The organism is Streptomyces sp. NPDC058671 (assembly GCF_042716475.1).
Taxonomy (GTDB): domain Bacteria; phylum Actinomycetota; class Actinomycetes; order Streptomycetales; family Streptomycetaceae; genus Streptomyces.
Genome location: NZ_JBHXSA010000034.1, coordinates 15,718 through 40,903, shown reverse-complemented (window position 1 = coordinate 40,903; position 25,186 = coordinate 15,718). Strand labels below are relative to the sequence as shown.

Sequence of the window (25,186 nt, the reverse complement as noted above, 5' to 3'; positions counted from 1 at the left end):
CGGGCGCGGGCAGGGGCGCGGCGGACGTAGGCTTGGGGGGTTGGACCTCTTCATTTCGTCACGCGGAGCACCTTTGAGCGAGCAGGCACGTCGCCGTCCCCCCAAGCCCTACCGGCGGCCTCAGAAGGACCCCGTCCGGATGCTGGCCTTCGAGGCGCTGAGGGCGGTGGACGAGCGCGACGCCTACGCGAACCTGGTGCTGCCGCCGCTGCTGAAGAAGGCCCGGGAGAAGGGCGACTTCGACGCGCGGGACGCGGCGCTCGCGACCGAGCTCGTGTACGGGACGCTGCGCCGCCAGGGGACGTACGACGCGGTCATCTCCGCCTGCGTCGACCGCCCGCTGCGCGAGGTCGACCCGCCGGTGCTCGACGTGCTCGCGCTCGGCGCGCACCAGCTGCTCGGGACCCGGATCCCCACCCACGCCGCCGTCTCCGCCAGTGTCGAGCTGGCCCGGGTGGTGCTCGGCGACGGTCGGGCCAAGTTCGTGAACGCCGTCCTGCGGAAGATCTCGCGGCAGGACCTCGACGCCTGGGTGGCCCAGGTCGCCCCGCCGTACGACAAGGACCCCGAGGACCACCTCGCGGTCGTCCACTCGCACCCCCGCTGGGTCGTCTCGGCGCTGTGGGACTCCCTCGGCGGCGGCCGGGCCGGCATCGAGGAGCTCCTGGCGGCGGACAACGAGCGCCCCGAGGTCACCCTGGTCGCCCGCCCCGGCCGCTCCACCACGGAGGAGCTCGCCGCCGCCACCGAGACCCTGCCGGGCCGCTGGTCCCCCTACGCCCTGCGGATGGCGGAGGGCGGCGAGCCCGGCGCCATCGAGGCGGTGAAGGACGGCAGGGCCGGCGTCCAGGACGAGGGCAGCCAGCTCGTCGCGATCGCCCTGGCGAACGCGCCCCTCGACGGCCCCGACACCCGCTGGCTCGACGGCTGCGCGGGCCCCGGCGGCAAGGCCGCCCTCCTCGCCGCCCTCGCCTCCGAGCGGGGCGCCGCCCTGCTCGCCTCCGAGAAGCAGCCGCACCGCGCCCGCCTCGTCGAGCGCGCCCTCGCCGGCAACCCCGGCCCCTACCAGGTGATCGCCGCCGACGGCACCCGGCCGCCGTGGCGTCCCGGCTCCTTCGACCGGGTCCTCATGGACGTGCCGTGCTCCGGCCTCGGCGCCCTGCGCCGCCGCCCGGAGGCCCGCTGGCGCCGTCGCCCCGACGACCTCGACAGCTTCGCCCCGCTCCAGCGCGCGCTCCTCACGGAGGCGCTGAGCGCCGTGCGCGTCGGCGGTGTCGTGGGGTACGCGACCTGCTCGCCGCACCTGGCCGAGACCCGGGTCGTCGTCGACGACGTCCTGAAGAAGGTCGGCGGCGGCGAGCTGATCGACGCCCGCCCGCTGCTGCCGGGCGTCCCGGCGCTGGGCGACGGACCCGACCTCCAGCTCTGGCCGCATCTGCACGGTACGGACGCCATGTATCTGGCGCTGATCCGCCGGACCGCCTGACCGTTCGGTCGCCGCGCCCCTGCCGCCCGCCCGCAATCTGCCGGTCTGTACGGGTCCCCCGCTCGTCGCTTCGTACCGAAAGAGGTCCGGACCGGCACCGAAACCGCCGGGCGGCAAAGAACCACCCAAGAACGTGGGAGGCTTGGCCCATGGCGCAGATCAACCCCAGCATCCTGTCCGCGGACTTCGCCCGGCTCGCCGAGGAGGCGAAGGCCGTCGACGGGGCCGACTGGCTGCACGTGGACGTGATGGACAACCACTTCGTGCCCAACCTGACCCTGGGCGTCCCGATCGTGGAGTCGCTCGCCCGCGCGACCGACACCCCCCTCGACTGCCACCTGATGATCGAGGACCCCGACCGGTGGGCGCCCCGGTACGTGGAAGCGGGCGCCGGTTCGGTGACCTTCCACGTCGAGGCGGCGGCGGCGCCCGTGCGGCTGGCGCGGGAGATCCGGGCCAAGGGCGCGCGGGCCTCGATGGCGCTCAAGCCGGCCACGCCCATCGAGCCGTACGAGGACCTCCTCCCCGAGCTCGACATGCTGCTGATCATGACGGTCGAGCCCGGCTTCGGCGGTCAGGCCTTCCTCGACATCATGCTGCCCAAGATCCGCCGTACCAGGGAGCTGATCTCCAAGCACGGTCTCGAGCTGTGGCTGCAGGTCGACGGCGGGGTCGCCGAGTCCACGATCGAGCGGTGCGCCGAGGCCGGGGCCGACGTCTTCGTCGCCGGATCCGCGGTCTACGGCGCGGCGGACCCCGCCGCCGCCGTCGCCTCCCTCCGGGCCCGCGCGGACGCCGTGACGGCCTCCGCCCCGTGGGCGTGTGGCCACTGAGCCTCCGGCGGATGAACGCGGCCCGTCGGGCCGCCGACAGGACTGATCAAGGCGCGCCGGATCTGACAGGATGAAACGGCGAGTCCAGAGTGTGAACGACTTCGTGAACGTCGGTACGTGAACAGCGGTATATGAACAGCAGTGAGGAGATCGCGGTGGCGGGTATGTCGGCGGGACGGGCAGCCCTGCGGATGGGCCCCGCGGAGCTGGTGCAGGCGGCGGCCATGGCCCGCCGCTTCTACCTCGAGGGCAAGTCCAAGATCCAGATCGCCGAGGAGTTCGGCGTGAGCCGCTTCAAGGTGGCCCGGGTCCTGGAGACCGCCCTGGAGCGCGACCTCGTGCGCATCGAGATCCGCGTACCGGCCGAGCTGGACGCCGAGCGCTCCGACGCGCTCCGCGCCCGCTACGGACTCCGCCACGCCGTCGTCGTCGAGTCCCCGGCGGAGGGTGAGGAAGAGTCGCCCGACCCGGAGAACCTCGGCGAGGTCGCGGCCGACCTGCTCGGCGAGCTGGTCGCCGAGGGCGACGTCCTGGGTCTGGCCTGGGGCCGCTCCACCATCCACATGGCGGCGGCCCTCGACCGGCTGCCGCCGTGCACGGTCGTCCAGCTCACCGGGGTGTACGACGCCGGGACCGCCGAGCGCGGCTCCGTCGAGGCGGTACGCCGCGCCGCCCAGGTCTCCGGCGGCGAGGCCCACCCGATCTACGCGCCGATGCTGCTCCCCGACCCGGCGACGGCGGCCGCCCTGCGCAACCAGACCGGGATCGCCCGGGCCTTCGAGTACTTCGACAAGGTGACCGTCGCCTGTGTCTCCATCGGCTCCTGGGAGCCGGGCATCTCGACCGTCCACGACATGCTCTCCGACGAGGAGCGCGCCCACTACGCCTCCCTCGGCGTCGCCGCCGAGATGTCCGCACACCTCTTCGACTCCGAGGGACGCCGGGTCGGGCGCGATCTCGGCGAGCGCTGCATCACCGTCGAGGCGGACCGGCTGCGCCGCATCCCCGAGGTCGTGGCGATCGCGGGCGGCCAGCGCAAGGCGGCGGCGATCGGCGCGGTGCTCCGCTCCGGACTCGTCACCAGCCTGGTGACCGACCGGGCGGCGGCGGACTACCTCCTCACCGAGTCGCGCCCGGGCACGCACCCGGCGCTCGACCGCACGGACCCGGACGGCGTCTGACACTTATGGCGGGGAGCCCGGAGCCCGGCTGAGGTGCGGGGCGTACGCAGGGGGCCCTGCCACGGAGGCCGGGCGTCCGCCGTCCGGCGCGTCCGCAGGTGGCCCTGGCCTCACCACGGAGGCCGGGCGTCCGCGGTCGCGGCGCGTCCGCGTCGTGACCCGGGCGGCGTGATGGCAGCATCGGGGCCATGACCCTCAGGTGCGCACGCGCCGCGCTCGCGCTGTTCGCCGGCCTCTCGCTCCTCCTCACCGGCTGCTCGGGCGGCGAGACCGTCTCCACCCCGCGCTACGCGCCGGCGTCGGCGAGCAGGGCCTCCACCCTGCCGGTGGTCCAGGTCGCGGACCTGCCCCCCGAGGCGCGGGACACGCTGACGCTCATCGAGCGCGGCGGGCCCTTCCCGTACGCCAAGGACGGAGCCGTCTTCGGCAACTTCGAGCGGATCCTGCCACGGCGTCCGCGCGGCCACTACCGCGAGTACACGGTCCCGACGCCCGGCGAGCGGGATCGCGGGTCCCGGCGCGTCGTCACCGGCCGGAGCGGGGAGAGGTACTACACCGACGACCACTACCGGAGCTTCCGGGAGGTGGTCGGATCATGAACGCGATCCGCCCCGCGGGCCACGGGGCCCCCGACCTCTCCCGCCCCGTCGTCCTCGACCTGCACGGAGTCACCGACAAGACCGCCTTCATGAACCGCTGCGCGCGCGCCCTGGCGCTGCCGGTCTGGTTCGGGCACAACTGGGACGCCCTCGCCGACTGCCTCGCCGACCTGCGCCGCCCCCTGGCGATCGTGGTCACCGGCTGGCAGGCTTACGCCGAGGCCAGCCCCGAGGAGTGGGGGATCGCCGAGGAGGTGTTCTCCACGGCGGCCCGCGCCGCCGGCGCCGGCCTCACCGTCCTCCTCTCGCTCGGCGGTTCGGAGGATCCGACAGACACGCCCCCGCGAGGCTCGGACGATTAGACCGGGGCCGGTATCCGTACCGCCGTGGGACAATGAACTACGTGCTTTTTCCCCTGGCTGAAATGCCTAGGGGCCGATCCGAACGACTGGGATGTCAGCACGTGCGTTTCCTCAATGACGTCAAGCCGCCCTACGACCTGACGTACGACGATGTGTTCATGGTGCCGAGCCGCTCGGCCGTCGGTTCCCGCCAGGCGGTGGACCTCTCCTCGCCGGACGGGAGCGGGACGACGATCCCGCTCGTCGTCGCCAACATGACCGCCATCGCCGGCCGCCGGATGGCCGAGACCGTCGCCCGCCGGGGTGGCCTCGTCGTCATCCCGCAGGACATCCCGATCGAGGTCGTCACCGACGTCATCGCCTGGGTCAAGAGCCGTCACCACGTCCTCGACACCCCCATCTTCCTCGAGCCGCACCAGACCGTCGCGGACGCGCTGTCGCTGCTGCCCAAGCGCGCCCACGACGCCGGTGTCGTCGTCGACGAGAACCGGCGACCGGTGGGTGTCGTCACCGACGCCGACCTCTCCGGCGTGGACCGCTTCACCCAGCTCTCCGAGGTCATGTCCAAGGACCTGCTGCTCCTGGACGCCGACATCGACCCGCGCGAGGCGTTCAACACCCTCGACGCCGCCAACCGCCGCTACGCCCCGGCCGTCGACGCTGACGGCAAGCTCGTCGGCATCCTCACCCGCAAGGGAGCGCTGCGCGCGACGCTCTACAGCCCGGCCGTCGACAAGAACGGGCGGCTGCGCATCGCCGCCGCCGTCGGCATCAACGGCGACGTGGCGGGCAAGGCCAAGCAGCTCCTCGACGCCGGCGTCGACACGCTGGTCATCGACACCGCGCACGGCCACCAGGAGTCGATGATCTCCGCCATCCGGACCGTACGGGCGCTCGACCCGCAGGTCCCGATCGTCGCGGGCAACATCGTCGCCGCCGAGGGCGTCAAGGACCTCATCGAGGCGGGCGCGGACATCATCAAGGTCGGCGTCGGCCCCGGTGCCATGTGCACCACCCGCATGATGACGGGCGTCGGCCGCCCGCAGTTCTCGGCCGTCCTGGAATGCGCCGCCGAGGCGAAGAAGTACGGCAAGCACGTCTGGGCCGACGGCGGTGTCCGCCACCCGCGCGATGTCGCCATGGCGCTCGCCGCCGGTGCCTCCAACGTGATGATCGGCTCCTGGTTCGCCGGTACGTACGAGTCCCCGGGCGACCTCCAGCACGACGCCAAGGGGCGCGCGTACAAGGAGTCCTTCGGCATGGCCTCCGCGCGCGCGGTCAAGAACCGGACCTCCGACGAGTCCGCCTACGACCGTGCCCGCAAGGCGCTGTTCGAGGAGGGCATCTCCACCTCGCGCATGTTCCTCGACCCGACCCGTCCGGGCGTCGAGGACCTGATCGACTCGATCATCGCGGGCGTCCGCTCCTCCTGCACCTACGCCGGTGCCGGCTCGCTCGCCGAGTTCGAGGAGAAGTCCGTGGTCGGCATCCAGTCCGCCGCCGGATACGCCGAGGGCAAGCCGCTGCACGCCAGCTGGAGCTAGTTCCTCACCGTCGCACGCCGTGGGCCCCCGGGAAGCACTCCCGGGGGCCCACGGCGTTCCCGCGGCGCCGTCACGGCCGGGTGGCGGGCACCCACGGCCGCAGGACCTCCGCCACCGCCGCCGCGATCCGCGCGTGACCCGCGTCGTTCGGGTGCAGTCCGTCCGCGAGGTGCTCCGGGCCGAGCACCGGCCGCCCGGGGAGGACCAGGAGCCGTCCGTCGCCCTCGGCGGCCAGGTCCCGGCCCGCCCGCTCCATGGCCCTGCGCAGCTCCGTGAGAGTGGCTCCCAGGGCGTTGCGGGTGTGCTCGGCCTCCGGGCGCAGCACCGGCGAGACGATGAGCAGCGGGGTGTCCGGATGCCCCTGGCGCACCAGGCCGACGAAGGCCCGGACGGTGGCGTACAACAGGTCGGCCGTCGCGGGCACCCGGGACCAGCAGTTGGTGCCGAACGCGAGGGTGATCACGTCGCCCGGGAGTCGCGCCAGCTGCTCGGCGAGCACGAGTTCGCCCCGTGCCCCGCCCGCGTACCCGAGGTTCACCGCGTCGAGGCCCAGCACCCGTCCGGTCGTCGCGGGCCACGAGAGGGCGGGACGGGTCGACCACCAGCCCTCGGTGATGGAGTCGCCGTGGACCAGCCAGCGGGGCCGGGCCGGGGCGGGGGAGAGGGCGCCGCCCACGGCCCACAGGGCGAGCGGCACCGGCGCCTGGCCCTCCGGGAGGTGGAGGGTGAAGACGCCGCCGCCGGGGGGCAGCGGGAGGGTGACGGTGGCCTCGGCGGCCGGGTCGACGCAGACCTCGCCGACGAACCGCGTGCCGCTCCACAGGGCGAAGCAGTGGCGCAGCCCGGCGAGCGGGTCGCCCGCCTCCGGCACGGTGGCCCGGTAGCGCAGCCGTACCGCGCGCGTACCGGGTGCGGCGGTGAACTCCAGCCGCACGCCGATGGGCAGCGCGGCCCGTTCGGCGATGTCCCACGGCAAGCGGTCCAGGTCGGCGGGATCCGCCCGCACCGGCCGGTCACCGTCCAGCCAGGCCGTACCGCGCAGGAAGGGCGCCGGGTCGAGCCGGCCCTCCCGGGCCTCTGTCCGCGAGGTGGTCAGGAGCTCGCTGCGTGGGTCATCCGTCATGAGGAGTCCCTACGCGCTCAGGGGCCGCTTCACACCCCGATGTGTCGATTCATGCGGGGGGGCGCAATGTTTCCCCGTCCGGGCCCGAAGAGCGCAATGATCATTCGGCAGTGCGCAACAACCCTGCATTACGAGTGCGAACCCTGGCGCTTAGGCTCATGCCTCGTACCAGGAGTGGCGGCGACCGTCTGCTCGGCGGTTCCCCTTCCCCCGTGGGTCTGACTCGTCATGTCCACGCACCGCCGCGGTCCTCGCCCCGCCTACAGGCAGCGATAAGGAGCCTCCGCAGTGCTGGACCACGGCGCAGCCCCACCGGTCGTCGACACGACCACCCGCAAGACCTCCGTCCTCGGCGCGCTCGCCCGTCGCAAGCCGGTGGAACAGCTGGTCGCAGAGGGTGGACAGGGTGAGGGCGGCAACCTCCGCCGCTCGCTCTCCATGTGGCAGCTGACCATGATCAGCATCGGTGCCACGCTCGGCACCGGCATCTTCGTCGTCCTCGGCGACGCCGTTCCCAAGGCCGGCCCCGCGGTCACGGTCGCCTTCGTCATCGCCGGCCTCACCGCCCTCTTCTCCGCCCTCTCGTACGCGGAGCTGGCCGGCTCCATACCGGTCGCCGGCTCCTCCTACTCGTACGCGTACGCAACGATGGGTGAACTCGTCGCCTGGGTCTGCGGCTGGTGCCTGGTCCTGGAGTACGGCGTGTCCGTCGCCGCCGTGGCCGTCGGCTGGGGCGAGTACCTCAACGAGCTGCTCGACGGCACGATCGGCGTCACCCTCCCCGACGCGGTCTCCTCGGCCCCGGGCGAGGGCGGCTTCATCAACCTGCCCGGCCTGATCGTCGTCCTGCTCGCGATGGTCTTCCTGCTCGGCGGCGCCCGCGAGTCCGCCGTGGTCAACACGGTCATGGTCTTCGTGAAGATCGCCGCGCTCCTGCTCTTCTGCGCCATCGGCTTCATGGGCTTCAAGTCCGGCAACTACGCCGACTTCATGCCCCTCGGCATGGCCGGCGTCAGCGCCGCCGGAGCCAGCCTCTTCTTCTCCTACATCGGCTTCGACGCCGCCTCCACCGCAGGTGAGGAGGCCAAGGACCCGAAGCGCGACCTGCCCCGCGCAATCATGCTGTCGCTGCTCATCGTGACCGTGCTCTACGTCCTGGTCGCCGCCGTCGCCGTCGGCGCCTGGAACTGGAAGGAGTTCGAGGGTTCCGAGGCCTCCCTCGCCGCGATCATGAACGACGTCAGCGGCCAGAAGTTCTGGGGCACCCTGCTCGCCGCCGGCGCCGTCATCTCCATCGCCAGCGTCGTGCTGACCGTCCTCTACGGCCAGACCCGGGTGCTCTTCGCGATGTCCCGCGACGGCCTCGTGCCCAAGGTCTTCGGCAAGGTCAGCGGCAAGACGGGCACCCCGCGCGTGAACACCGTCATCGTGGCGCTGTTCTGCGGCGCCCTCGCCTCCGTCATCCCGCTGGGCAAGCTCGTCGACGCCACCAGCATCGGCACCCTCTTCGCCTTCGCCCTGGTCAACATCGCGGTGATCGTGCTGCGCCGCACCCGCCCGACCATGGACCGCACTTTCCGCGTGCCGCTCGGCTGGACCTTCCCGATCCTCGGCTTCCTGTTCTGCGTCTACAACATGTTCAGCCTCGACGCGATCACCTGGGTCGTCTTCGGTTGCTGGATGGCCGCGGGCCTCGTGTTCTACTTCCTGTACGGCATGCGCCGCTCCCGCCTGGCCACCACAGAGAAGTGATCCACCCGTAGTGCGACTCAACGACCTCGACGAACGCATCGTCCACGCCCTCGCGGAGGACGCCCGCCGCAGCTACGCCGACATCGGCTCGCTCGTCGGGCTCTCCGCGCCCGCCGTGAAGCGGCGCGTGGACCGGCTCCGCGCCGAGGGCGCCATCACCGGGTTCACCGTACGGGTGGACCCGGCGGCGCTGGGCTGGGAGACCGAGGGCTTCGTCGAGATCTACTGCCGCCACAACACCTCGCCGAACGACATCCGGCGAGGTCTGGAGCGGTACCCCGAAGTGGTGTCCGCGTCGACCGTCACCGGCGACGCGGACGCCGTCGTCCAGGTCTTCGCCTCGGACATGCGGCACTTCGAACGGGTCCTGGAGCGGATCGCGGGCGAGCCGTTCGTGGAACGCACCAAGTCCGTCCTCGTGCTCTCCCCCCTGCTGCGGCGCTTCTCCTCGGGCTCTCCCGCCTAGGGCCGTTCGTTGGGATCAGGCCGGGCGGCAGGGGCGGTGCGGGCCGTGGTTCCCGCACCGCCCTTCGCCCGCCCACCCCCGTGGGGCGGTCTATTCGGTCGGGTGGACGAACTCCCAGGGTGTGACGTCGAAGTCGCCCGTTCCCGCGCGGACCCTCTCGAACGGCGCGCCGCTGAGGCACGGCGGGATCCTGTCCTTCTGCGGGTCGGCGGTCATCCAGGTGTAGCCGAGCCGGTCGCCGGCGGCGTCGTCGTGCACGGTGACGCCGACGCGCGCCTTGCGGAACTCCTTGACATCCGTCTCGACGACGACACCGGAGACGACGGCCACCTTGCCGCCCGTGGTCAGGCAGTCGACCTTCACCTCGGCGTATCCGCCCCGGTCGCCCTTGTAGTGGCTGAAGCGGAACGTGCCGGTGGCCTTCAGCGGATCCTGCCGGTCCTTCCCCGCGAGACGCGCGTCGAAGGAGAACGTGATGTCGTCCCCGGCCGGCCGGTACAGCTTGGCGGTGCCGGTCAGCGCCGCCGCCTCCTGCTGCACGGTCCGCGCCGGGGCGAGGGCCGTGACGTCCACGGCGTGTCCCGTGGCGACGGCGGAGCCCGCGGCCCCCGCCGTGATCAGCAGGGCGGCGACGAGGGCGGCGATCTTCGTACGACGGTTCATGGCGATGAGGTCCTTGTCGTGAGGTCTCCCGGACGACCACCACTCTTCCGCGCGGGCCGCGCCGCGGCGTCGCGCCCGGGGACGGTTCCGCTCTCCGCCGCGCGGCGGGGGAGCCGTACGCCCCCGGTCGGAGCCGTACGCAACGAATCGCCGGGCGCACCTCGGATCGCGCAACGGTTCGACGGTCGGTCCGCAACGCTCCCGCCTTGTCCCGGCAGAGCGTGAAACCGTACCGTTTTGGACGTCTTCCCCTTGTACTCCGACCCCCCGAGGATCACGCATGCCCGCGCTGCGCACCGCACTGCTCCAGAGCTCCGGCGAGCTCGGTGACGTGGCCGCCAATCTCAAGATCCTCGACGAGGCCGCCGCCCGCGCGTCCGACGCCGGCGCGGGCCTGCTGCTCGCCCCGGAGCTCTTCCTCACCGGGTACGCCATCGGCGCCGACATGGCGCGCCTGGCCGAGCCGGCCGACGGTCCCTCCGCCCGAGCCGTCGCGGCCATCGCCGTCCGCCACGGCCTGGCCGTCGGGTACGGCTACCCGGAGCGGAACACCGAGCGGCACGGGGTGCTGCACAACTCCGCCCAGCTCATCGGCGCCGACGGCGGGACGCTCGCGCACTACCGCAAGACCCACCTCTACGGCGGCTTCGAGACCCGGTGGTTCACGCCCGGCGAGCGGTCCGTCGTGCAGGCCGAGCTCGGCGGCCTCACCGTCGGCCTGATGATCTGCTACGACGTGGAGTTCCCCGAGAACGTCCGGGCGCAGGCGCTCGCCGGTACGGACCTCCTCCTGGTACCGACGGCGCTCATGCACCCCGCCGAGATCGTCGCCGAGTCCGTCGTGCCCGTACGCGCCTTCGAGAACCAGCTCTACATCGCGTACGCCAACCGGACCGGCCCCGAGGGCGACTTCGAGTTCGTGGGCCTCTCCACCCTCGCGGGCCCCGACGGCACCGCCCGCGCCCGCGCCGGCCGCGGTGAGGACCTCGTCCTCGGCGACGTCGACCCCGCCTTCCTCGCGGCCTCGCGCGCGGGCAACCCCTACCTCGCCGACCGCCGCCCCGGGCTCTACGGCTCCCTCGTCTGAGCCGGCCCCTCCCGCCTTCCCGACCTGCCTCACCTTTCGTGCAAGGAGTCCGTACCCCATGACGTCCACGGTGCCCACGACCGCCGTCCCCCACAGCGACGGCCAGCCGCCGATCACGATGTTCGGTCCGGACTTCCCGTACGCCTACGACGACTTCCTGGCCCACCCGGCCGGGCTCGGCCAGATACCGGCCACCGAGCACGGCACCGAGGTCGCCGTCATCGGCGGCGGGCTCTCCGGCATCATCGCCGCGTACGAGCTGATGAAGATGGGCCTCAAGCCCGTCGTCTACGAGGCCGACCAGATCGGCGGCCGGCTGCGGACCGTGGGCTTCGAGGGCACCGCAACCGAGGGCCTCACCGCCGAGATGGGCGCCATGCGCTTCCCGCCCTCCTCGACCGCGCTCCAGCACTACATCGACCTGGTCGGCCTGGAGACCAGGCCCTTCCCGAACCCGCTGGCCGAGTCGACCCCGTCGACCGTCGTGGACCTCAAGGGCGAGTCCCACTACGCCACCACCGTCGACGACCTTCCGCAGGTCTACCGCGACGTGATGAACGCGTGGAACGCCTGTCTGGACGAGGGTGCCGACTTCTCCGACATGAACCAGGCCATGCGCGAGCGGGACGTCCCGCGCATCCGCGAGATCTGGTCGAAGCTCGTCGAGAAGCTCGACAACCAGACCTTCTACGGCTTCCTCTGCGAGTCGGAGTCCTTCAAGTCCTTCCGGCACCGCGAGATCTTCGGCCAGGTCGGCTTCGGCACCGGCGGCTGGGACACCGACTTCCCCAACTCCATCCTGGAGATCCTCCGCGTCGTCTACACCGAGGCGGACGACCACCACCGCGGCATCGTCGGCGGCTCGCAGCAGCTGCCGGTGCGCCTGTGGGAGCGCGAGCCCGAGAAGATCGTCCACTGGGCGCAGGGCACCTCCCTCAGCTCCCTGCACGAGGGCGCCCCGAAGCCCGCCGTCACCCGGCTGAACCGGACCGCCGGCAACCGGATCACCGTCACCGACGCCTCCGGCGACATCCGTACGTACCAGGCGGCGATCTTCACCGCCCAGTCATGGATGCTGCTCTCCAAGATCGCCTGTGACGACTCGCTCTTCCCGATCGACCACTGGACGGCGATCGAGCGGACCCACTACATGGAGTCGTCCAAGCTGTTCGTGCCCGTCGACCGGCCGTTCTGGCTGGACAAGGACGAGGAGACCGGCCGGGACGTCATGTCGATGACGCTCACCGACCGGATGACCCGCGGCACCTACCTCCTCGACGAGGGCCCGGACAAGCCGGCCGTCATCTGCCTCTCGTACACCTGGTGCGACGACAGCCTGAAGTGGCTGCCGCTCTCCGCGAACGAGCGGATGGAGGTCATGCTGAAGTCGCTCGGCGAGATCTACCCGAAGGTCGACATCCGCAAGCACATCATCGGCAACCCGGTCACCGTCTCCTGGGAGAACGAGCCCTACTTCATGGGCGCGTTCAAGGCGAACCTGCCGGGTCACTACCGCTACCAGCGGCGCCTGTTCACCCACTTCATGCAGGACCGGCTGCCCGAGGACAAGCGGGGCATCTTCCTCGCCGGCGACGACATCTCCTGGACGGCCGGCTGGGCCGAGGGCGCGGTGCAGACGGCGCTCAACGCCGTCTGGGGCGTGATGCACCACTTCGGCGGTGCCACCGACGGCACCAACCCGGGCCCGGGTGACGTCTACGAGGACATCGCCCCGGTCGAGCTGCCGGAGGACTGACGGGCTCAGCCGCGCGGGGCCAGCGGGGTGAGCAGCATCCGCCCCACCAGGCCCACCGACCGGTCGAGGCGTTCCCTGAACTCCTCGGCCAGGTCGGGCAGTTCGCGCAGCTGCCAGAGCGAGCGGGCGGCCAGCCAGGCCCCGTCTCGGGCCCGGTCCAGGCTCCAGCAGCCCAGCAGGTGCGTCAGCGGGTCCGTGATCTCCAGCAGGTCCGGGCCCGGCATCACCTCCTCGCGGATGCGCTCCTCCAGGAGTACGAGGATGTCGCCGACCCGGTCGAACTCGTCCTCCAGATCCGCGGGAGCGCACGCGAGGGCCCGGCACGTGTCGACCACGGCGAGGGCGAGGTCGTGCCCGACGTGCGCGTTGATGCCGGCCAGCGCGAACTGCAGCGGCCGTACGCCGGGATGCCGCCGGTAGTGGAAGAGCGGCCGCCAGCAGGCCGGGGCGGGGCCGCCGGTGGCGACGGCGTCGACGACCGAGAGATAGCGCTCGGCGAAGCGCACGTCGAGGGTCGCGGCCGCCCGGCGGTCGGTGAAGGCGCCGGACTCGATGGCGTGGCCGATCTCCTCCGTGACCGTCAGATAGACCCGGTTGAAGACGGCGACACCGTCCGCCGGATGCCAGGCCGAGCGGATGGCGCGCATCCGCTCGGCCAGCGGGTCGACCGCGGTGAACTGCCCGATGTGCGTGGTCTGCGCCATGGGGGCAGCGTCCCAGGCGCCGGGCCCGGGAGGGAACACCCTCGGCCACGCTTCCCCAGAACGGGCGAATCACTCAGTTCTTCGGCGCCGGTCCGTCGCCGGACGTGCTCTCGTACGCGCTGGTCCCCGAGTCGAGCAGGGGCTCCTGCTCCTTGAGGTGCGCCGGGGCGAAGGCGCGCAGCACGTGGTAGCCGGTGATGACGACGATCGTGCCGAGCGCGATGCCCCCCAGCTCGAAGGTGTCGGTGAAGGTCAGCTTCACCCCGCCGACGCCGATGATGATGCCGGCGGCGGCCGGGACCAGGTTGAGCGGGTTGCGCAGGTCCACCTCGGCGTTGATCCAGATCTGGGCGCCGAGCAGGCCGATCATGCCGTACAGGATCACGGTGATGCCGCCGAGGACCCCGCCGGGGATGGCGGCGACGACCGCGCCGAACTTCGGGCAGAGCCCGAAGAGGAGCGCGAAGCCGGCGGCGGCCCAGTAGGCGGCGGTCGAGTAGACGCGGGTGGCGGCCATGACGCCGATGTTCTCGGAGTACGTGGTGTTCGGCGGGCCGCCCACGGCCGTCGACAGCATCGAGGCGGCGCCGTCGGCGGCGATCGCGGTGCCGAGCTGGTCGTCGAGCGGCTTGCCGGTCATCTCGCCGACGGCCTTGACGTGTCCGGCGTTCTCGGCGATCAGGGCGATGACGACGGGCAGCGCGACCAGGATCGCGGACCACTCGAAGCTCGGCCCGTGGAACGAGGGCAGGCCGATCCAGTCCGCTCCGGAGACGGCGGAGAGGTCGAGCCGCCAGTGGTCGCCGACCTGGCCGGACGGTGACATCGAATGGATCTTGCCGAAGACGAGGTCGAAGACCCAGGAGATGCCGTAGCCGAAGATCAGGCCGAGGAAGATCGCGATCCGGGACCAGAACCCCCGCAGGCAGACCACGGCGAGGCCGGTGAACAGCATCACGAGGAGCGCCGTCCACTGGTCCTGCGGCCAGTACGTCGCGGCGGTGACAGGGGCCAGGTTGAAGCCGATCAGCATGACGACGGCGCCGGTCACGACCGGGGGCATCGCCGCGTGGATGATCCGCGCGCCGAACTTCCGTACCGCGAGACCCGCGAGGAAGAGCACCGCGCCGACGACGAGGACCGCGCCGGTCACGGTGGCGCTGGTGCCGCCCGAGGCCCGGATGGCGGCGGCGACGCCGACGAAGGAGAGCGAGCAGCCCAGGTAGGAGGGGACGGTGCCGCGGGTCGCGAGGAGGAAGATCGCGGTCGCGACACCGGACATCATGATCGCCAGGTTCGGGTCGAGACCCATGAGCACCGGCGCCACGAACGACGCGCCGAACATCGCGACCACGTGCTGGGCGCCGAGGCCGACGGTACGGGGCCAGGAGAGCCGTTCGTCCGGGCGGACGACGGCTCCGGGAGCGGGTGTTCGCCCGTCGCCGTGCAGGCTCCAGCGCACACCGAGGTTCATGAGGTCGCTCCCGTTCTCCGGTTCCGGCGGCCGTGGCGTGACCGCGGAAGATCAGCCACATGGTATGCGCCGCCGCCCGGACCAGGCGCCGACCGTGCGCCTGCCCGCGGTGGGTGGCTAGCCGCCCACCGGGCCGGACGTCTTCGCCGAGGGCGCCGCCGGGGTCGCCGCCGTCTTCCGGCCGGCCGACCTGAGCACGCCCGCGCCGACCACCAGCCCCAGGGTGAGCAGGGTGACCAGGCCGAAGGAGACGACCAGGGAGGTCGCGTCGGCGATGCCGCCGATGGCCGAGGGGGCGATCAGACCCGAGGTGTACGTGATGGTGGCGACGCCCGCGATGGCCTGGCTGGGGTTGGGGCCGCTGCGCCCGGCCGCCGCGAAGGCGAGCGGGACGACGACCGCGACACCGAGGCCGATCAGACCGAATCCCGCCATGGCGACGGCGGCGTGCGGGGCGAGGACGACCATGACCCCGCCGAGGGTGGCGACGGCGCCCCCGACCCGTACCGTACGGACCGCGCCGAAGCGGTCCACGACCCGGTCTCCGACGAGGCGGGCGACGGTCATGGTCAGCGCGAAGGCGGTCGTGGAGGCGGCCGCGAGCCCGGCGGAGCTGCCCAGTTCGTCCCGGAGGTAGACGGCCGACCAGTCGAGGCTGGCACCCTCCGCGAACACCGCGCAGAACCCGATGGCGCCGATGACCAGCGCGGACTTCGGCGGCAGCGAGAAGCGCGGCGGGGCTTCCTCGTCCGGGGTGCTGTGCACGTCGAGCACGCCCTGACAGAACAGCAGCCCGAGGGCGGTGAGGACCAGGGCCGCGATCAGGTGGTGGATCCGGGCGTCGGCGCCGAGGTGGGCGGCGACCGTGCCGGCGGCGGAGCCGATGAGGGCGCCCGCGCTCCACATGCCGTGCAGGCTGGACATGATGGACTTGCCGAGCCGGTTCTCGGTCTCGACGCCGAGCGCGTTCATCGCCACGTCGGACATGCCGGCGGTGGCGCCGAACACGAAGAGCGCTCCGCACAGGCCCCAGATGTTCGGGGCGAGCGAGGGCAGCGTCAGGGCGAGCGTCCACAGCGCGAGCAGGCCGCGCAAGGCCGTGCGGGCGCCGAAGCGGTGGCCGATGGCCCCGGCCAGCGGCATCGCGAGCGAGGCGCCGAGCGCCGGGAAGGCGAGCGCGAGCCCCAGCTGTCCGGGGCTCACGCCCGCGTGCTCCTGGATCCAGGGGATCCGGGTCGCGAAGCTGCCGGTGACGGCGCCGTGGACGCAGAACACTGCGGCGACGGCGAAGCGCGCCCGCCGCAGGCGATCGGTGCTGGTGACGGTGTCCGCCGCCATGGGCCCTCCCGGTGGTCGTGGTGTGCCGCGTAAACTATCAGGAACCCTGCCTGATAAATAGACCGCAGGGGGAGGTCCCCTCCCCACGAGTCTGAGAGGATCGCCGCATGGCCGCATCCCCGAGCACCGCACGAGCCATCAACGACCGGTTCGCCCTGCGACTGCTCCAGGACGAGGGCCCGTTGACGGCCACTCAGCTCAAGGCCCTCACCGGACTCTCCCGCCCCACCGTCGCCGACCTCGTCGAACGGCTCCAGGGTTCGGGGCTCGTCCATGTGGTGGGGGAGTCCGGAGCCGAGCGCCGAGGCCCCAACGCCAAGCTGTACGGGCTCGTCGCCGACCGCGCCCACCTCGCCGCGCTCGACGTCCGCACCCGCTCCGTCTCCGTCACCGTCGCCGACCTGCTCGGCAGCACCCTCGCCGAGGCGTCCGTCCCCGTCGGCGACGACAGCGGCACGGGACCGGCCGTCGAGAAGGCCGTCACCCTCCTGGAGCGGACCGCGAAGGAGGCGGGCGCCGACCGGCTGCACACCGTCGCCGTCGGAGCCCCCGGACTCATCGACCCGGCCACCGGCGAACTGCGCGACTCCACGGGACTGCCCGCCTGGCACCGGCGCCTGGTCGCCGTCCTCCAGGAGCGGCTGCCGGCCCACGTCCTCGTCGAGAACGAGACCAACCTCGCCGCCGTCGCCGAACTGCGCGAGGGCGCCGCCCGCGACCGGGAGGACTTCGTCCTGCTCTGGCTCGGCCAGGGCGTCGGCGCCGCCGTCGTCCTCGACGGGCGGCTGCGCCGCGGTGCCTCGGGCGGCGCGGGCGAGGTCGGCTTCCTGCCCGTGCCCGGCACCTCGGGGCTGCCCTCGGCCACCGGCTGCGACGGCGGCTTCCACGAACTGGCCTGCGCGGCCGCCGTCGAGGCCCTCGCCGCCGCGCACGGGCTCGACCCTGCGGACGCGCTCACCTCGGGACACGAGCCCTTCCTCGACGCCCTCGCCCACCGCCTGGCCGTGGGCGCGGCCGCGATCGTCTCCGTCCTGGACCCCGGCTGTGTGGTCCTCGCCGGGGAGACCGGCCACCAGGGCGGCGCCGGACTCGCCGCGCGCGTGGAGTCCGCCCTCGCGGCCCTCTCGCCCCTGCGCGCGGAGGTCCGGCCCACCAGCCTCGGCGACACGGCCGTCCTGCGCGGCGCCCTCCTGCGGGCCCGCGATGCGGCGCAGGACCAGCTGTTCCCGTAGCGGCGGGACGGACCGTTCCGGAGAGGTGACCCGTCCGGCTCGCCGGGGGAACGCCCCCGCGCCGCGCCCCGGACAGGGAGGCGCGGCGCGGAGGGGAGCCCGGCGACGGCAAGGGCCGTGGGATTCCGCCGCCGGGGGTTCAGGAGGGGAGGGTCAGCAGGCGCCGAGGTCCTTCCAGACGCCCCACTCGCCGGTCTTGCCCGGCTCCTCGTTCTGGGTCCACCACTGGGCCTTCCACTTGCGGCCGTTGTGCGAGACCTCGTTGCCCGCGTTGTAGACCGTGCCCGCGACGTACGCCGGGACGGTGCAGCCCGTGGTGGGCGGCGTCGTCGGCGGGGTGGTCGGAGGCGTGGTCGGGGGAGTCGTCGGCGGGGTGGTGGGAGGCGTGGTCGGCGGGGTCGTGGAGCCCGGCTCCACCACCGTCGTGCCGCGCGCCAGGTCGCCGGCGAGGGCGTACGTCGTGCCGTTGATGTTCACCGTCCAGTTGGAGGGGGTGGACACCGGCAGGTAGTAGTTGAACGCCAGGTCGACCGTGGCGCCCGGGGCGAGCGACTGCCAGGCCGGGAGCTTCAGGGAGACGCGGTGGAAGTCGCCCTTCAGGCCGCCCACGTTGGAACCCGTGTGGTCGCTGCTGATCACCTTCGTGCCGAAGCCCGACTGGTCGGAGGCGTTGCCCGGGGCCGAGGTGCCGTAGTCGAACTGGAACTCCGTGCCGCCCGGCAGGGTCGCCGCCGTGTTGTTGGTGATCTTGATCTTCGGGGTGATCGGGTAGTTCGAGTCGCCCAGCTTGAACTCGGTGAACTGCGCGTCGATCTTCACGGCCTGGGTCGGCAGCGCCTTGTTCGACTTCTTCGCGCCGTACGGGGTGGCCGCCTTGAACTTGTCGTACATCAGCGAGGTGAGCGTGGAGCCCATCTCGTACTGGCCCTTGGCGGCGTTCCAGGCGTAGTCACCGGCCATCTCCCAGACCATGGTGCCGCCGATGCCCTTGGCGACCACGTAGTCGGCCTTCGCGGCCACCGACTGCTCGTCCTCGGTGGAGAGGAAGACCTTCTTCTGCGCGTTCCACAGCCACGGCGCGACCAGGGTCGAGTCGTACTTGCGGGTGTAGGTTCCGGTCAGCGTGGTGTTCGCCGGGAAGCCGTACTGGGTGACGTAGTCGCCGACGATCCCCTTCTCCAGGTTCTTGGCGTGCCACATCGGGTTGGAGCCGGCGGGCGACTCGACGCCGTTGGTGTCCTTGTCGTGCCACAGGTTGTCGATGCCGACGGCGCCGTCACCGCACTTGGTCAGGCCAGCTCCGGCCGGGCAGGTGGCCGCGGAGGCCTTGCCCCACAGACCGTCGGTGCCGCCCTGCACGTTCTTGTGGCCACGGGTGTAGTACGGCAGGCCGATGTTGATGCGGCCGGCCGGCATCGAGCCGCGGAAGTAGTGGTACGCCCAGTCGGTGTTGAGGTAGCCGATGCCGCCGTACTGCGCCGAGCCGTAGACGTTGGCGGCGGCGAGTTCGCCGTCCTTGCCGTCGTCGAAGAGGGAGGCGTTGGGCCCGACGTACTCGTTCCAGGCGCCGTGCAGGTCGTAGGACATGATGTTGACGTAGTCCAGGTACTTCTGCACCTGGAAGGTCTCCATGCCGCGCAGCAGGTATCCGGAGGAGGGGGCGGCGACGGTCAGCAGGTAGTGCTTGCCGTCGGCGGCGCCGGCCCTGTCCAGCTTCTCGCGCAGGGACTTCATGAGAGCCGCGTAGCCCTGCACGAGGCCGGCGCGGCGCGCGTTGGCGAACTGCCAGTCGAGCGGGTTGCCCGCGTCCTTCATGGTCGTCGGGTACTCGTAGTCGATGTCGACGCCGTTGAACCCGTACTTGCGGATGAAGTCGACGGAAGAGGCGGCGAAGGTGTCGATCCCGGCCTGGTTGACCGAACCGTCGGCGTTGGTGGCCATCGAGTAGAAGCCGCCGGAGTTCACCCGGTCGCCGTTGGCGGCGAAGTAGCCGCCGGTCTCGGCCCAGCCGCCGACCGAGATCAGCGTCTTCACGTGCGGGTGCTGCTTCTTGAACTTGTTGAGCAGGTTGAAGTGGCCCTTGTAGGCGTAGGCGGGGTCCATCTCGGCCCCGGCGACGCCGGGCCAGGTCATCCCGGTGGCGGCGTTGGCCGGACCGTCCGCGCCGACGGAGAGCTTGTTGTCCCCGCCGATGTGGCCGAAGGCGTAGTTGATGTGGGTGATCTTCTGCCACGGGATGTCCTTGGCCAGGTACGCGGGCTGGCCGTTCTTGCCGTCGCGCCAACCGGTGAAGTAGCCGATGACGCGTCGCTGGTGGTCCGCGCCCATCTTCTCGCGGCCCTCGGTGTCGTAGACCGAGCAGTACGGGACGTCGACGCCCGGGGTCTTGTAGAGCCCGTCGGGGCGACAGGACTCGTTGTCGGCCGCGTACGAGACGCCGCCGGCCAGCGAACTGAGCAGCAGTCCGGCGACGGCGGCGCCGGAAGCGAGCAGGGACGCTCTCTTCGTGAGGGGGGACGACACGATCGGTTCCTCCTGGGAGAGGTGGTGGAACACAACGAACAAGGGGGTGGGTCGTGTTGGGCCCGGAGAGTGCGCACCCCGCCGGACCGTTCCTCGGAGGTGACACGGAGATTAAGAGGACTAGACCAGTGCGTCAATAGGTCTGGACCAAAGAGGCCGGGGAAGAGGGTGTGTGAGCCAGCCCACAGGAATTCGGCCACATCGCCTCGCGCGGGTCGTGGCAGACTGGCCCTGTATCAGCAGCAGCGCACTCCGGGGTCGGTGTAATTCCGAACCGGCGGTATAGTCCGCGACCCGTCCGCAGCCAGCGGCCGGTTGACCAGGTGAGATTCCTGGACCGACGGTGAAAGTCCGGATGGGAGGCAGTGCGCGGCGGGCTCGACCCCTCACGGGGTGTGCCGGCCGTACGTCCGCTGGTCGCCGTGTCGTCACCGACCGGCGTACCCGTGCGACCTCGGCCTCGGCGCACCCTGCGCCAGGTGTCGTTCCCGCTCTCTGTCGTCATCGACAGGCCCCGGAGTCCGTGCCCGAAGAGGCAGGAGGACCCGGTGGCCCAGCAGGCCGACACCACCGCCATGCGACGCGCCGTCGAGCTCGCCGCCCGCGGACTCGGTGCCACCAGCCCCAACCCCGTCGTCGGCTGCGTCATCACCGACGCCTCGGGACACCGGGTCGGCGAGGGCTGGCACCAGCGCGCCGGAGGCCCCCACGCCGAGGTCCACGCCCTGCGCGAGGCCGGAGTCCTCGCCCGCGGCGGCACCGCCTACGTCACCCTCGAACCCTGCAACCACACCGGCCGCACCGGCCCCTGCGCCCAGGCCCTCGTCGAGGCAGGGATCAGCCGGGTCGTGTACGCGGTCGGCGACCCGAACCCGCAGGCCACGGGCGGCGCCGACACCCTGCGCGCCGCCGGGACCGAGGTCTCCCAGGGTCTCCTCGCCGACGAGGCCGAGGCGGTCAACATCGCCTGGCTCACCTCCGTACGCCACGGCCGCCCCTTCGTCCGGTGGAAGTACGCCGCCACCCTCGACGGCCGGATCGCCGCCGCCGACGGCACGTCCCGCTGGATCACCTCCGCGGAGTCCCGCGCCGACGTCCACCGGCTCCGCGCCGAGGCCGACGCCGTCGTGGTCGGATCCGGCACCGCCCGCGCCGACGACCCCCATCTGGCCGTCCGCGGCATCGAAGGAGCCGTCCAGCCGCTGCGGGTCGTCGTCGACACCGAGGCGACCGCCGTGAAACCCGGCGCCCGGGTCCTGGACGACGCGGCGCCCACGCTGATCGCGATCGCGGAGGACGCCGAGAGCCCGCTCCCCGAAACCACCCGGGCCACCGGTGCCGGGACCGCCACGACCGAGATCGTCCGCGTCCCCCGGGCCGAGCGCGGCCTGTCCGTACCCGCCCTCCTGGACGCCATCCACGCGCGCGGTGTCCGCTCCGTCCTCCTCGAAGGCGGCCCCACCCTCGCGGGCGCCTTCGTCGCCGCGGGCGCCGTCGACCAGGTCGTCGGCTATCTCGCCCCGGTCCTCCTCGGCGCGGGCCCCGCCGCCCTCGCCGACGCGGGAATCGGCACCATCACCGACGCGTTGCGGCTCGACGTCACCGAGACCACCCGCGTCGGACCCGACCTCCGCATCACCGCCACCCCCAAGGGAGCCTGACCGTGTTCACCGGAATCGTCGAAGAACTGGGCGAGGTCGTCGCCGTCGAGCAGCTGGAGGACGCCTCCCGCTTCCGACTGCACGGCCCCCTGGTCACGGAAGGCGCCCAGCACGGCGACTCCATCGCCGTCAACGGTGTCTGTCTCACGGTCGTCGAGTCCGGCGACGGCGCGTTCACCGCCGACGTCATGGCCGAGACCCTCAAGCGGTCCAGCCTCGGCGCCCTGGAGACCGGCTCCCGCGTCAACCTGGAGCGGCCCATGGCCGTCGGCGGCCGCCTCGGCGGCCACATCGTCCAGGGCCACGTGGACGGCACCGGCACGATCCTGGAGCGGACCCCGTCCGAGCACTGGGAACTCGTCAAGGTCGGCCTGCCCGCCCACCTCTCCCGGTACGTCGTGGAGAAGGGCTCGATCACGGTCGACGGCGTCAGCCTCACCGTCGTCGAGGTTGCCGACGACTGGTTCACCATCAGCCTCATCCCCACCACCCTCGACCTGACCACGCTCGGCATCAAGAAGAGCGGCGACCCGGTCAACCTCGAAGTGGACGTCATCGCCAAGTACGTCGAGCGGCTGCTCGGCACCGACGCCAAGGAGAACGTCAAGTGAACTGGCTCAACTCCGAGGCGTTCACCGTCCTCGACCAGCACATCATGTGGTCCGACATGATCGGCAACACGATCGGACTCATAGCCCTCGCGCTCGGCTGGCGCCGCTCCATCCTCACCTGGCCCGCCCAGCTGCTCTCCGGCGTCATCCTCGTCGGCGCCTACGCCTCCGCCCACCTCTCCGGCGGCGTCGGCAAGCAGCTCCTCGTCATCGGGGTCGCCGCCTGGGGCTGGTGGCAGTGGAACAAGGGCAGGCAGCAGGCCCAGGACGGCTCCATCGCCGTCCGCTTCGCCACCTGGAAGGAGCGGGGCCTGCTCCTCGCCGGCGCGGTCGTCGGCACCCTCGCCGTCGGCGGGCTCTTCACCCTCTACCCGTCGCTCTCCTGGAGCCCCTGGGCCGACGCGTACATCTTCGTCGGCACCCTCGTCGCGATGATCGCCCAGGCCCGCGGCCTGGTCGAGTTCTGGTTCGCCTGGCTCCTCGTCGACCTCGTCGGCGTCCCCCTCGCCTTCAACAGCGGCCTCGCCTTCTCCGGCCTGGTGTACGTCATCTACTTCGCCCTCGTGATCTGGGGCATGCGCGACTGGTGGCTCCGGACGCGCACCGCCCCCGCCGCTCTGAAGGGAGCCCACGCATGAGTGCCCGCCCGACGCCCGCCACCGCCCCGCCCGCAGCCGCACGCGATTCCCTCTGGGACGCCACCGACCTCGCCCTCGACCCCGTCGAGCAGGCCGTCCGGGACATCGCGGCCGGCCGCCCCGTCGTCGTCGTCGACGACGAGGACCGCGAGAACGAGGGCGACCTCGTCATCGCCGCCGAGAAGGCCACGCCCGAGATCATCGCCTTCATGATGAGCGAGTGCCGCGGTCTCATCTGCGCCCCCATGGAGGACGACGAACTGGAGCGCCTCCAGCTCCCGCAGATGGTCGAGCACAACACCGAGTCGATGCGGACCGCCTTCACCGTCTCCGTCGACGCGGGCCCCGCCCACGGCGTCACCACCGGCATCTCCGCCGCCGACCGCGCCACCACCCTGCGGATGCTGGCGAGCGGCGCCCACGAACCCTCCGACTTCGTCCGCCCCGGCCACGTCTTCCCGCTGCGCGCCAAGGCCGGCGGTGTCCTCGCCCGCAACGGGCACACCGAGGCCGCCGTCGACCTGGCCCGCCTCGCGGGCCTCCGCCCGGCCGGCGCGATCGTCGAGATCGCCGGCGAGGACGGCGTCATGCTGCGCCTGCCCGAGCTGGTCCCCTTCGCCCGCAAGCACGGCCTGACGATCATCTCCATCGAGGACCTGATCGCCTACCGGCGCTCCGCCGAGCCGACCGTCCGCCGCGAGGCCGAGGTCCGGCTCCCCACCGCGCACGGCGACTTCACCGCGTACGGCTACCGCTCCACCGTCGACGGCGTCGAGCACGTCGCCCTCGTCCACGGCGAGATCGGCGACGGCGAGGACGTCCTGGTCCGGGTCCACTCCGAGTGCCTCACCGGCGACATCTTCCACTCCCTGCGCTGCGACTGCGGCCCCCAGCTCCAGGCCTCCCTCGACCGGATCCAGGAGGCCGGCCACGGTGTCGTCGTCTACCTCCGGGGCCACGAGGGCCGCGGCATCGGCCTGCTGTCCAAACTGCGCGCGTACGAACTCCAGGAGCGCGGCCGCGACACCCTCGACGCCAACCTGGAACTCGGGCTGCCCGCCGACGCCCGCGACTACGCGGCCGGCGCGCAGATCCTCGGCGACCTGGGCGTCCGCGGCCTGCGCCTCATGACCAACAACCCCGACAAGATCGCCGCCCTCACCCGGTACGGCCTCACGGTCCGGAGCCGCGAGCCGATGCCGGTCACGGCGGGCGAGCACAACCTCCGGTACCTGACCACCAAGCGGGACCGGATGGGCCACGACCTGCCCTGGCTGGACGGCCCCCCGGCCTCCACCTGCGGCAACCAGTAACCACCTACGTACGACCGAACATCGGCAAGGAGAAACATGAGCGGCAAGGGCGCACCCGTCCTCAGCGTGAAGAACTGCGGCGACCTGCGGGTGGCGGTCATCGCGGCCCAGTGGCACGAGAAGATCATGGACGGTCTCGTCGACGGAGCCCTGCGCGCCCTGAGCGAGCTGGGCATCGAGGAGCCCACCCTGCTGCGGGTCCCCGGCAGCTTCGAGCTCCCGGTCGTGGCGAAGGTCCTCGCCGGCCGCGGCTACGATGCCATCGTGGCGCTCGGCGTCGTCATCCGCGGCGGAACGCCGCACTTCGAGTACGTGTGCCAGGGCGTCACCCACGGCCTCACCCAGGTCTCGATCGACACCGGCGTACCCGTCGGATTCGGCGTCCTCACCGTCGACGACGAGGAGCAGGCCCTCGACCGGGCCGGACTCGAAGGCTCCCGCGAGGACAAGGGCCACGAAGCCGTCACCGCCGCCGTCGCCACCGCGACCACGCTGCGTACGGTCAGCGAACCCTGGCGCTGAGTGCGCGACCCTCACCCCGTACTCTTAGGACCATCATGGCGAACGGAACCCGTAAAACCTTCGAAGAGCTCTTCGCCGAGCTCAAGCTCAAGGCCGAGACCGGCGACCCGGCCACCTCCCGCACCGCGGAGCTGGTGGACAAGGGCGTCCACGCCATCGGCAAGAAGGTCGTCGAAGAGGCCGCCGAGGTCTGGATGGCCGCCGAGTACGAGGGCACGGAGGCCGCCGCCGAGGAGATCTCGCAGCTGCTGTACCACGTCCAGGTGATGATGGTCGCCCGCGGGATCTCCCTCGACGACGTCTACGCCCACCTCTGAG

23 protein-coding genes and 1 riboswitch are annotated in these 25,186 nt (G+C 72.0%); of the genes, 17 read left to right on the top strand and 6 right to left on the bottom strand.

Going from position 1 to position 25,186, the window contains the following annotated elements:
- Positions 1-73 precede the first annotated feature (73 nt).
- From ACFWV2_RS30550 to ACFWV2_RS30525, 6 genes are all read left to right on the top strand, one after another.
- Positions 74-1,486: an RsmB/NOP family class I SAM-dependent RNA methyltransferase gene (locus ACFWV2_RS30550; RefSeq protein WP_384409882.1), complete on the top strand. Its 1,413-nt coding sequence runs from the start codon at positions 74-76 to the stop codon at positions 1,484-1,486.
- A 149-nt stretch (positions 1,487-1,635) separates the two neighbouring features.
- Positions 1,636-2,319, top strand: a complete 684-nt coding sequence (gene rpe / locus ACFWV2_RS30545; protein ID WP_384409880.1) for a ribulose-phosphate 3-epimerase — start codon at positions 1,636-1,638, stop codon at positions 2,317-2,319.
- A 131-nt stretch (positions 2,320-2,450) separates the two neighbouring features.
- On the top strand, positions 2,451-3,500 hold the full coding sequence (locus ACFWV2_RS30540) for a sugar-binding transcriptional regulator (RefSeq protein ID WP_384409878.1): 1,050 nt from the start codon (positions 2,451-2,453) through the stop codon (positions 3,498-3,500).
- Positions 3,501-3,688: 188 nt separating this feature from the next.
- Positions 3,689-4,099, top strand: a complete 411-nt coding sequence (locus ACFWV2_RS30535; RefSeq protein ID WP_384409876.1) for a ribonuclease domain-containing protein — start codon at positions 3,689-3,691, stop codon at positions 4,097-4,099.
- On the top strand, positions 4,096-4,461 hold the full coding sequence (locus ACFWV2_RS30530; protein WP_384409874.1) for a barstar family protein: 366 nt from the start codon (positions 4,096-4,098) through the stop codon (positions 4,459-4,461). The genes ACFWV2_RS30535 and ACFWV2_RS30530 overlap by 4 nt, the downstream gene beginning before the upstream one ends.
- Positions 4,462-4,562: 101 nt before the next feature.
- Entirely contained in the window at positions 4,563-6,005 is a 1,443-nt protein-coding gene (locus ACFWV2_RS30525; RefSeq protein ID WP_360792675.1) for a GuaB1 family IMP dehydrogenase-related protein, read from the top strand.
- Positions 6,006-6,075: 70 nt separating this feature from the next.
- Here ACFWV2_RS30525 and ACFWV2_RS30520 read toward each other — a convergent pair whose 3' ends face one another.
- Positions 6,076-7,128: a GDSL-type esterase/lipase family protein gene (locus ACFWV2_RS30520; protein ID WP_384409872.1), complete on the bottom strand. Its 1,053-nt coding sequence runs from the start codon at positions 7,126-7,128 to the stop codon at positions 6,076-6,078.
- Positions 7,129-7,416: 288 nt separating this feature from the next.
- Here ACFWV2_RS30520 and ACFWV2_RS30515 point away from each other — a divergent pair, with 288 nt between their 5' ends.
- Complete coding sequence (locus ACFWV2_RS30515; protein WP_384409870.1) at positions 7,417-8,880, top strand: amino acid permease; 1,464 nt, start codon at positions 7,417-7,419, stop codon at positions 8,878-8,880.
- 10 nt (positions 8,881-8,890) lie between these two features.
- On the top strand, positions 8,891-9,346 hold the full coding sequence (locus ACFWV2_RS30510) for an Lrp/AsnC family transcriptional regulator (protein ID WP_030204433.1): 456 nt from the start codon (positions 8,891-8,893) through the stop codon (positions 9,344-9,346).
- Between the two features lie 90 nt (positions 9,347-9,436).
- Here ACFWV2_RS30510 and ACFWV2_RS30505 read toward each other — a convergent pair whose 3' ends face one another.
- A complete protein-coding gene (locus ACFWV2_RS30505) occupies positions 9,437-10,009 on the bottom strand; it encodes a Repetin (RefSeq protein ID WP_384409868.1) in 573 nt (190 codons plus the stop codon).
- 280 nt (positions 10,010-10,289) lie between these two features.
- On the opposite strand from ACFWV2_RS30505, the gene ACFWV2_RS30500 reads away from it, so the two are divergent.
- Both ACFWV2_RS30500 and ACFWV2_RS30495 read left to right on the top strand, forming a co-directional pair.
- A complete protein-coding gene (locus ACFWV2_RS30500) occupies positions 10,290-11,096 on the top strand; it encodes a carbon-nitrogen hydrolase family protein (protein ID WP_384409866.1) in 807 nt (268 codons plus the stop codon).
- A gap of 58 nt (positions 11,097-11,154) precedes the next feature.
- The gene (locus ACFWV2_RS30495; protein ID WP_384409864.1) at positions 11,155-12,852 is read left to right on the top strand and encodes a flavin monoamine oxidase family protein; all 1,698 of its coding nucleotides are present in this window, start codon (positions 11,155-11,157) and stop codon (positions 12,850-12,852) included.
- Positions 12,853-12,857: 5 nt separating this feature from the next.
- Here the strand turns inward: ACFWV2_RS30495 and ACFWV2_RS30490 are convergent, their stop codons facing one another.
- The 3 genes from ACFWV2_RS30490 to ACFWV2_RS30480 form a co-directional block, all read right to left on the bottom strand.
- The gene (locus tag ACFWV2_RS30490; protein ID WP_384409862.1) at positions 12,858-13,556 is read right to left on the bottom strand and encodes a DUF5995 family protein; all 699 of its coding nucleotides are present in this window, start codon (positions 13,554-13,556) and stop codon (positions 12,858-12,860) included.
- 73 nt (positions 13,557-13,629) lie between these two features.
- On the bottom strand, positions 13,630-15,030 hold the full coding sequence (locus tag ACFWV2_RS30485) for a uracil-xanthine permease family protein (protein ID WP_384409860.1): 1,401 nt from the start codon (positions 15,028-15,030) through the stop codon (positions 13,630-13,632).
- Between the two features lie 117 nt (positions 15,031-15,147).
- Positions 15,148-16,368, bottom strand: coding sequence for an MFS transporter (locus tag ACFWV2_RS30480; protein WP_384409858.1), 1,221 nt, complete (start codon positions 16,366-16,368; stop codon positions 15,148-15,150).
- 107 nt (positions 16,369-16,475) lie between these two features.
- Between ACFWV2_RS30480 and ACFWV2_RS30475 the strand changes: the two genes are divergently transcribed.
- Positions 16,476-17,600, top strand: coding sequence for an ROK family transcriptional regulator (locus ACFWV2_RS30475; RefSeq protein ID WP_384409856.1), 1,125 nt, complete (start codon positions 16,476-16,478; stop codon positions 17,598-17,600).
- Positions 17,601-17,753: 153 nt separating this feature from the next.
- Here ACFWV2_RS30475 and ACFWV2_RS30470 read toward each other — a convergent pair whose 3' ends face one another.
- A complete protein-coding gene (locus tag ACFWV2_RS30470; RefSeq protein WP_384409854.1) occupies positions 17,754-20,123 on the bottom strand; it encodes a chitinase C-terminal domain-containing protein in 2,370 nt (789 codons plus the stop codon).
- 243 nt (positions 20,124-20,366) lie between these two features.
- Positions 20,367-20,496, top strand: a riboswitch (FMN riboswitch).
- Positions 20,497-20,671: 175 nt separating this feature from the next.
- Between ACFWV2_RS30470 and ribD the strand changes: the two genes are divergently transcribed.
- The 6 genes from ribD to ACFWV2_RS30440 are packed head-to-tail and all read left to right on the top strand — an operon-like array spanning position 20,672 to position 25,185.
- Positions 20,672-21,784, top strand: coding sequence for a bifunctional diaminohydroxyphosphoribosylaminopyrimidine deaminase/5-amino-6-(5-phosphoribosylamino)uracil reductase RibD (ribD, locus tag ACFWV2_RS30465; RefSeq protein WP_384409852.1), 1,113 nt, complete (start codon positions 20,672-20,674; stop codon positions 21,782-21,784).
- Between the two features lie 2 nt (positions 21,785-21,786).
- The gene (locus tag ACFWV2_RS30460) at positions 21,787-22,395 is read left to right on the top strand and encodes a riboflavin synthase (protein WP_384409850.1); all 609 of its coding nucleotides are present in this window, start codon (positions 21,787-21,789) and stop codon (positions 22,393-22,395) included.
- 44 nt (positions 22,396-22,439) lie between these two features.
- Positions 22,440-23,033 (top strand): nicotinamide riboside transporter PnuC, encoded by a 594-nt coding sequence (locus tag ACFWV2_RS30455; protein WP_384409904.1) that lies wholly within the window; start codon positions 22,440-22,442, stop codon positions 23,031-23,033.
- The gene (locus ACFWV2_RS30450; RefSeq protein ID WP_384409848.1) at positions 23,030-24,346 is read left to right on the top strand and encodes a bifunctional 3,4-dihydroxy-2-butanone-4-phosphate synthase/GTP cyclohydrolase II; all 1,317 of its coding nucleotides are present in this window, start codon (positions 23,030-23,032) and stop codon (positions 24,344-24,346) included. The genes ACFWV2_RS30455 and ACFWV2_RS30450 overlap by 4 nt, the downstream gene beginning before the upstream one ends.
- 36 nt (positions 24,347-24,382) lie before the next feature.
- Positions 24,383-24,868, top strand: coding sequence for a 6,7-dimethyl-8-ribityllumazine synthase (gene ribH / locus ACFWV2_RS30445; protein WP_360792703.1), 486 nt, complete (start codon positions 24,383-24,385; stop codon positions 24,866-24,868).
- A 35-nt stretch (positions 24,869-24,903) separates the two neighbouring features.
- Positions 24,904-25,185, top strand: coding sequence for a phosphoribosyl-ATP diphosphatase (locus ACFWV2_RS30440; protein WP_148005002.1), 282 nt, complete (start codon positions 24,904-24,906; stop codon positions 25,183-25,185).
- The last annotated feature ends 1 nt before the right edge of the window (position 25,186 follow it).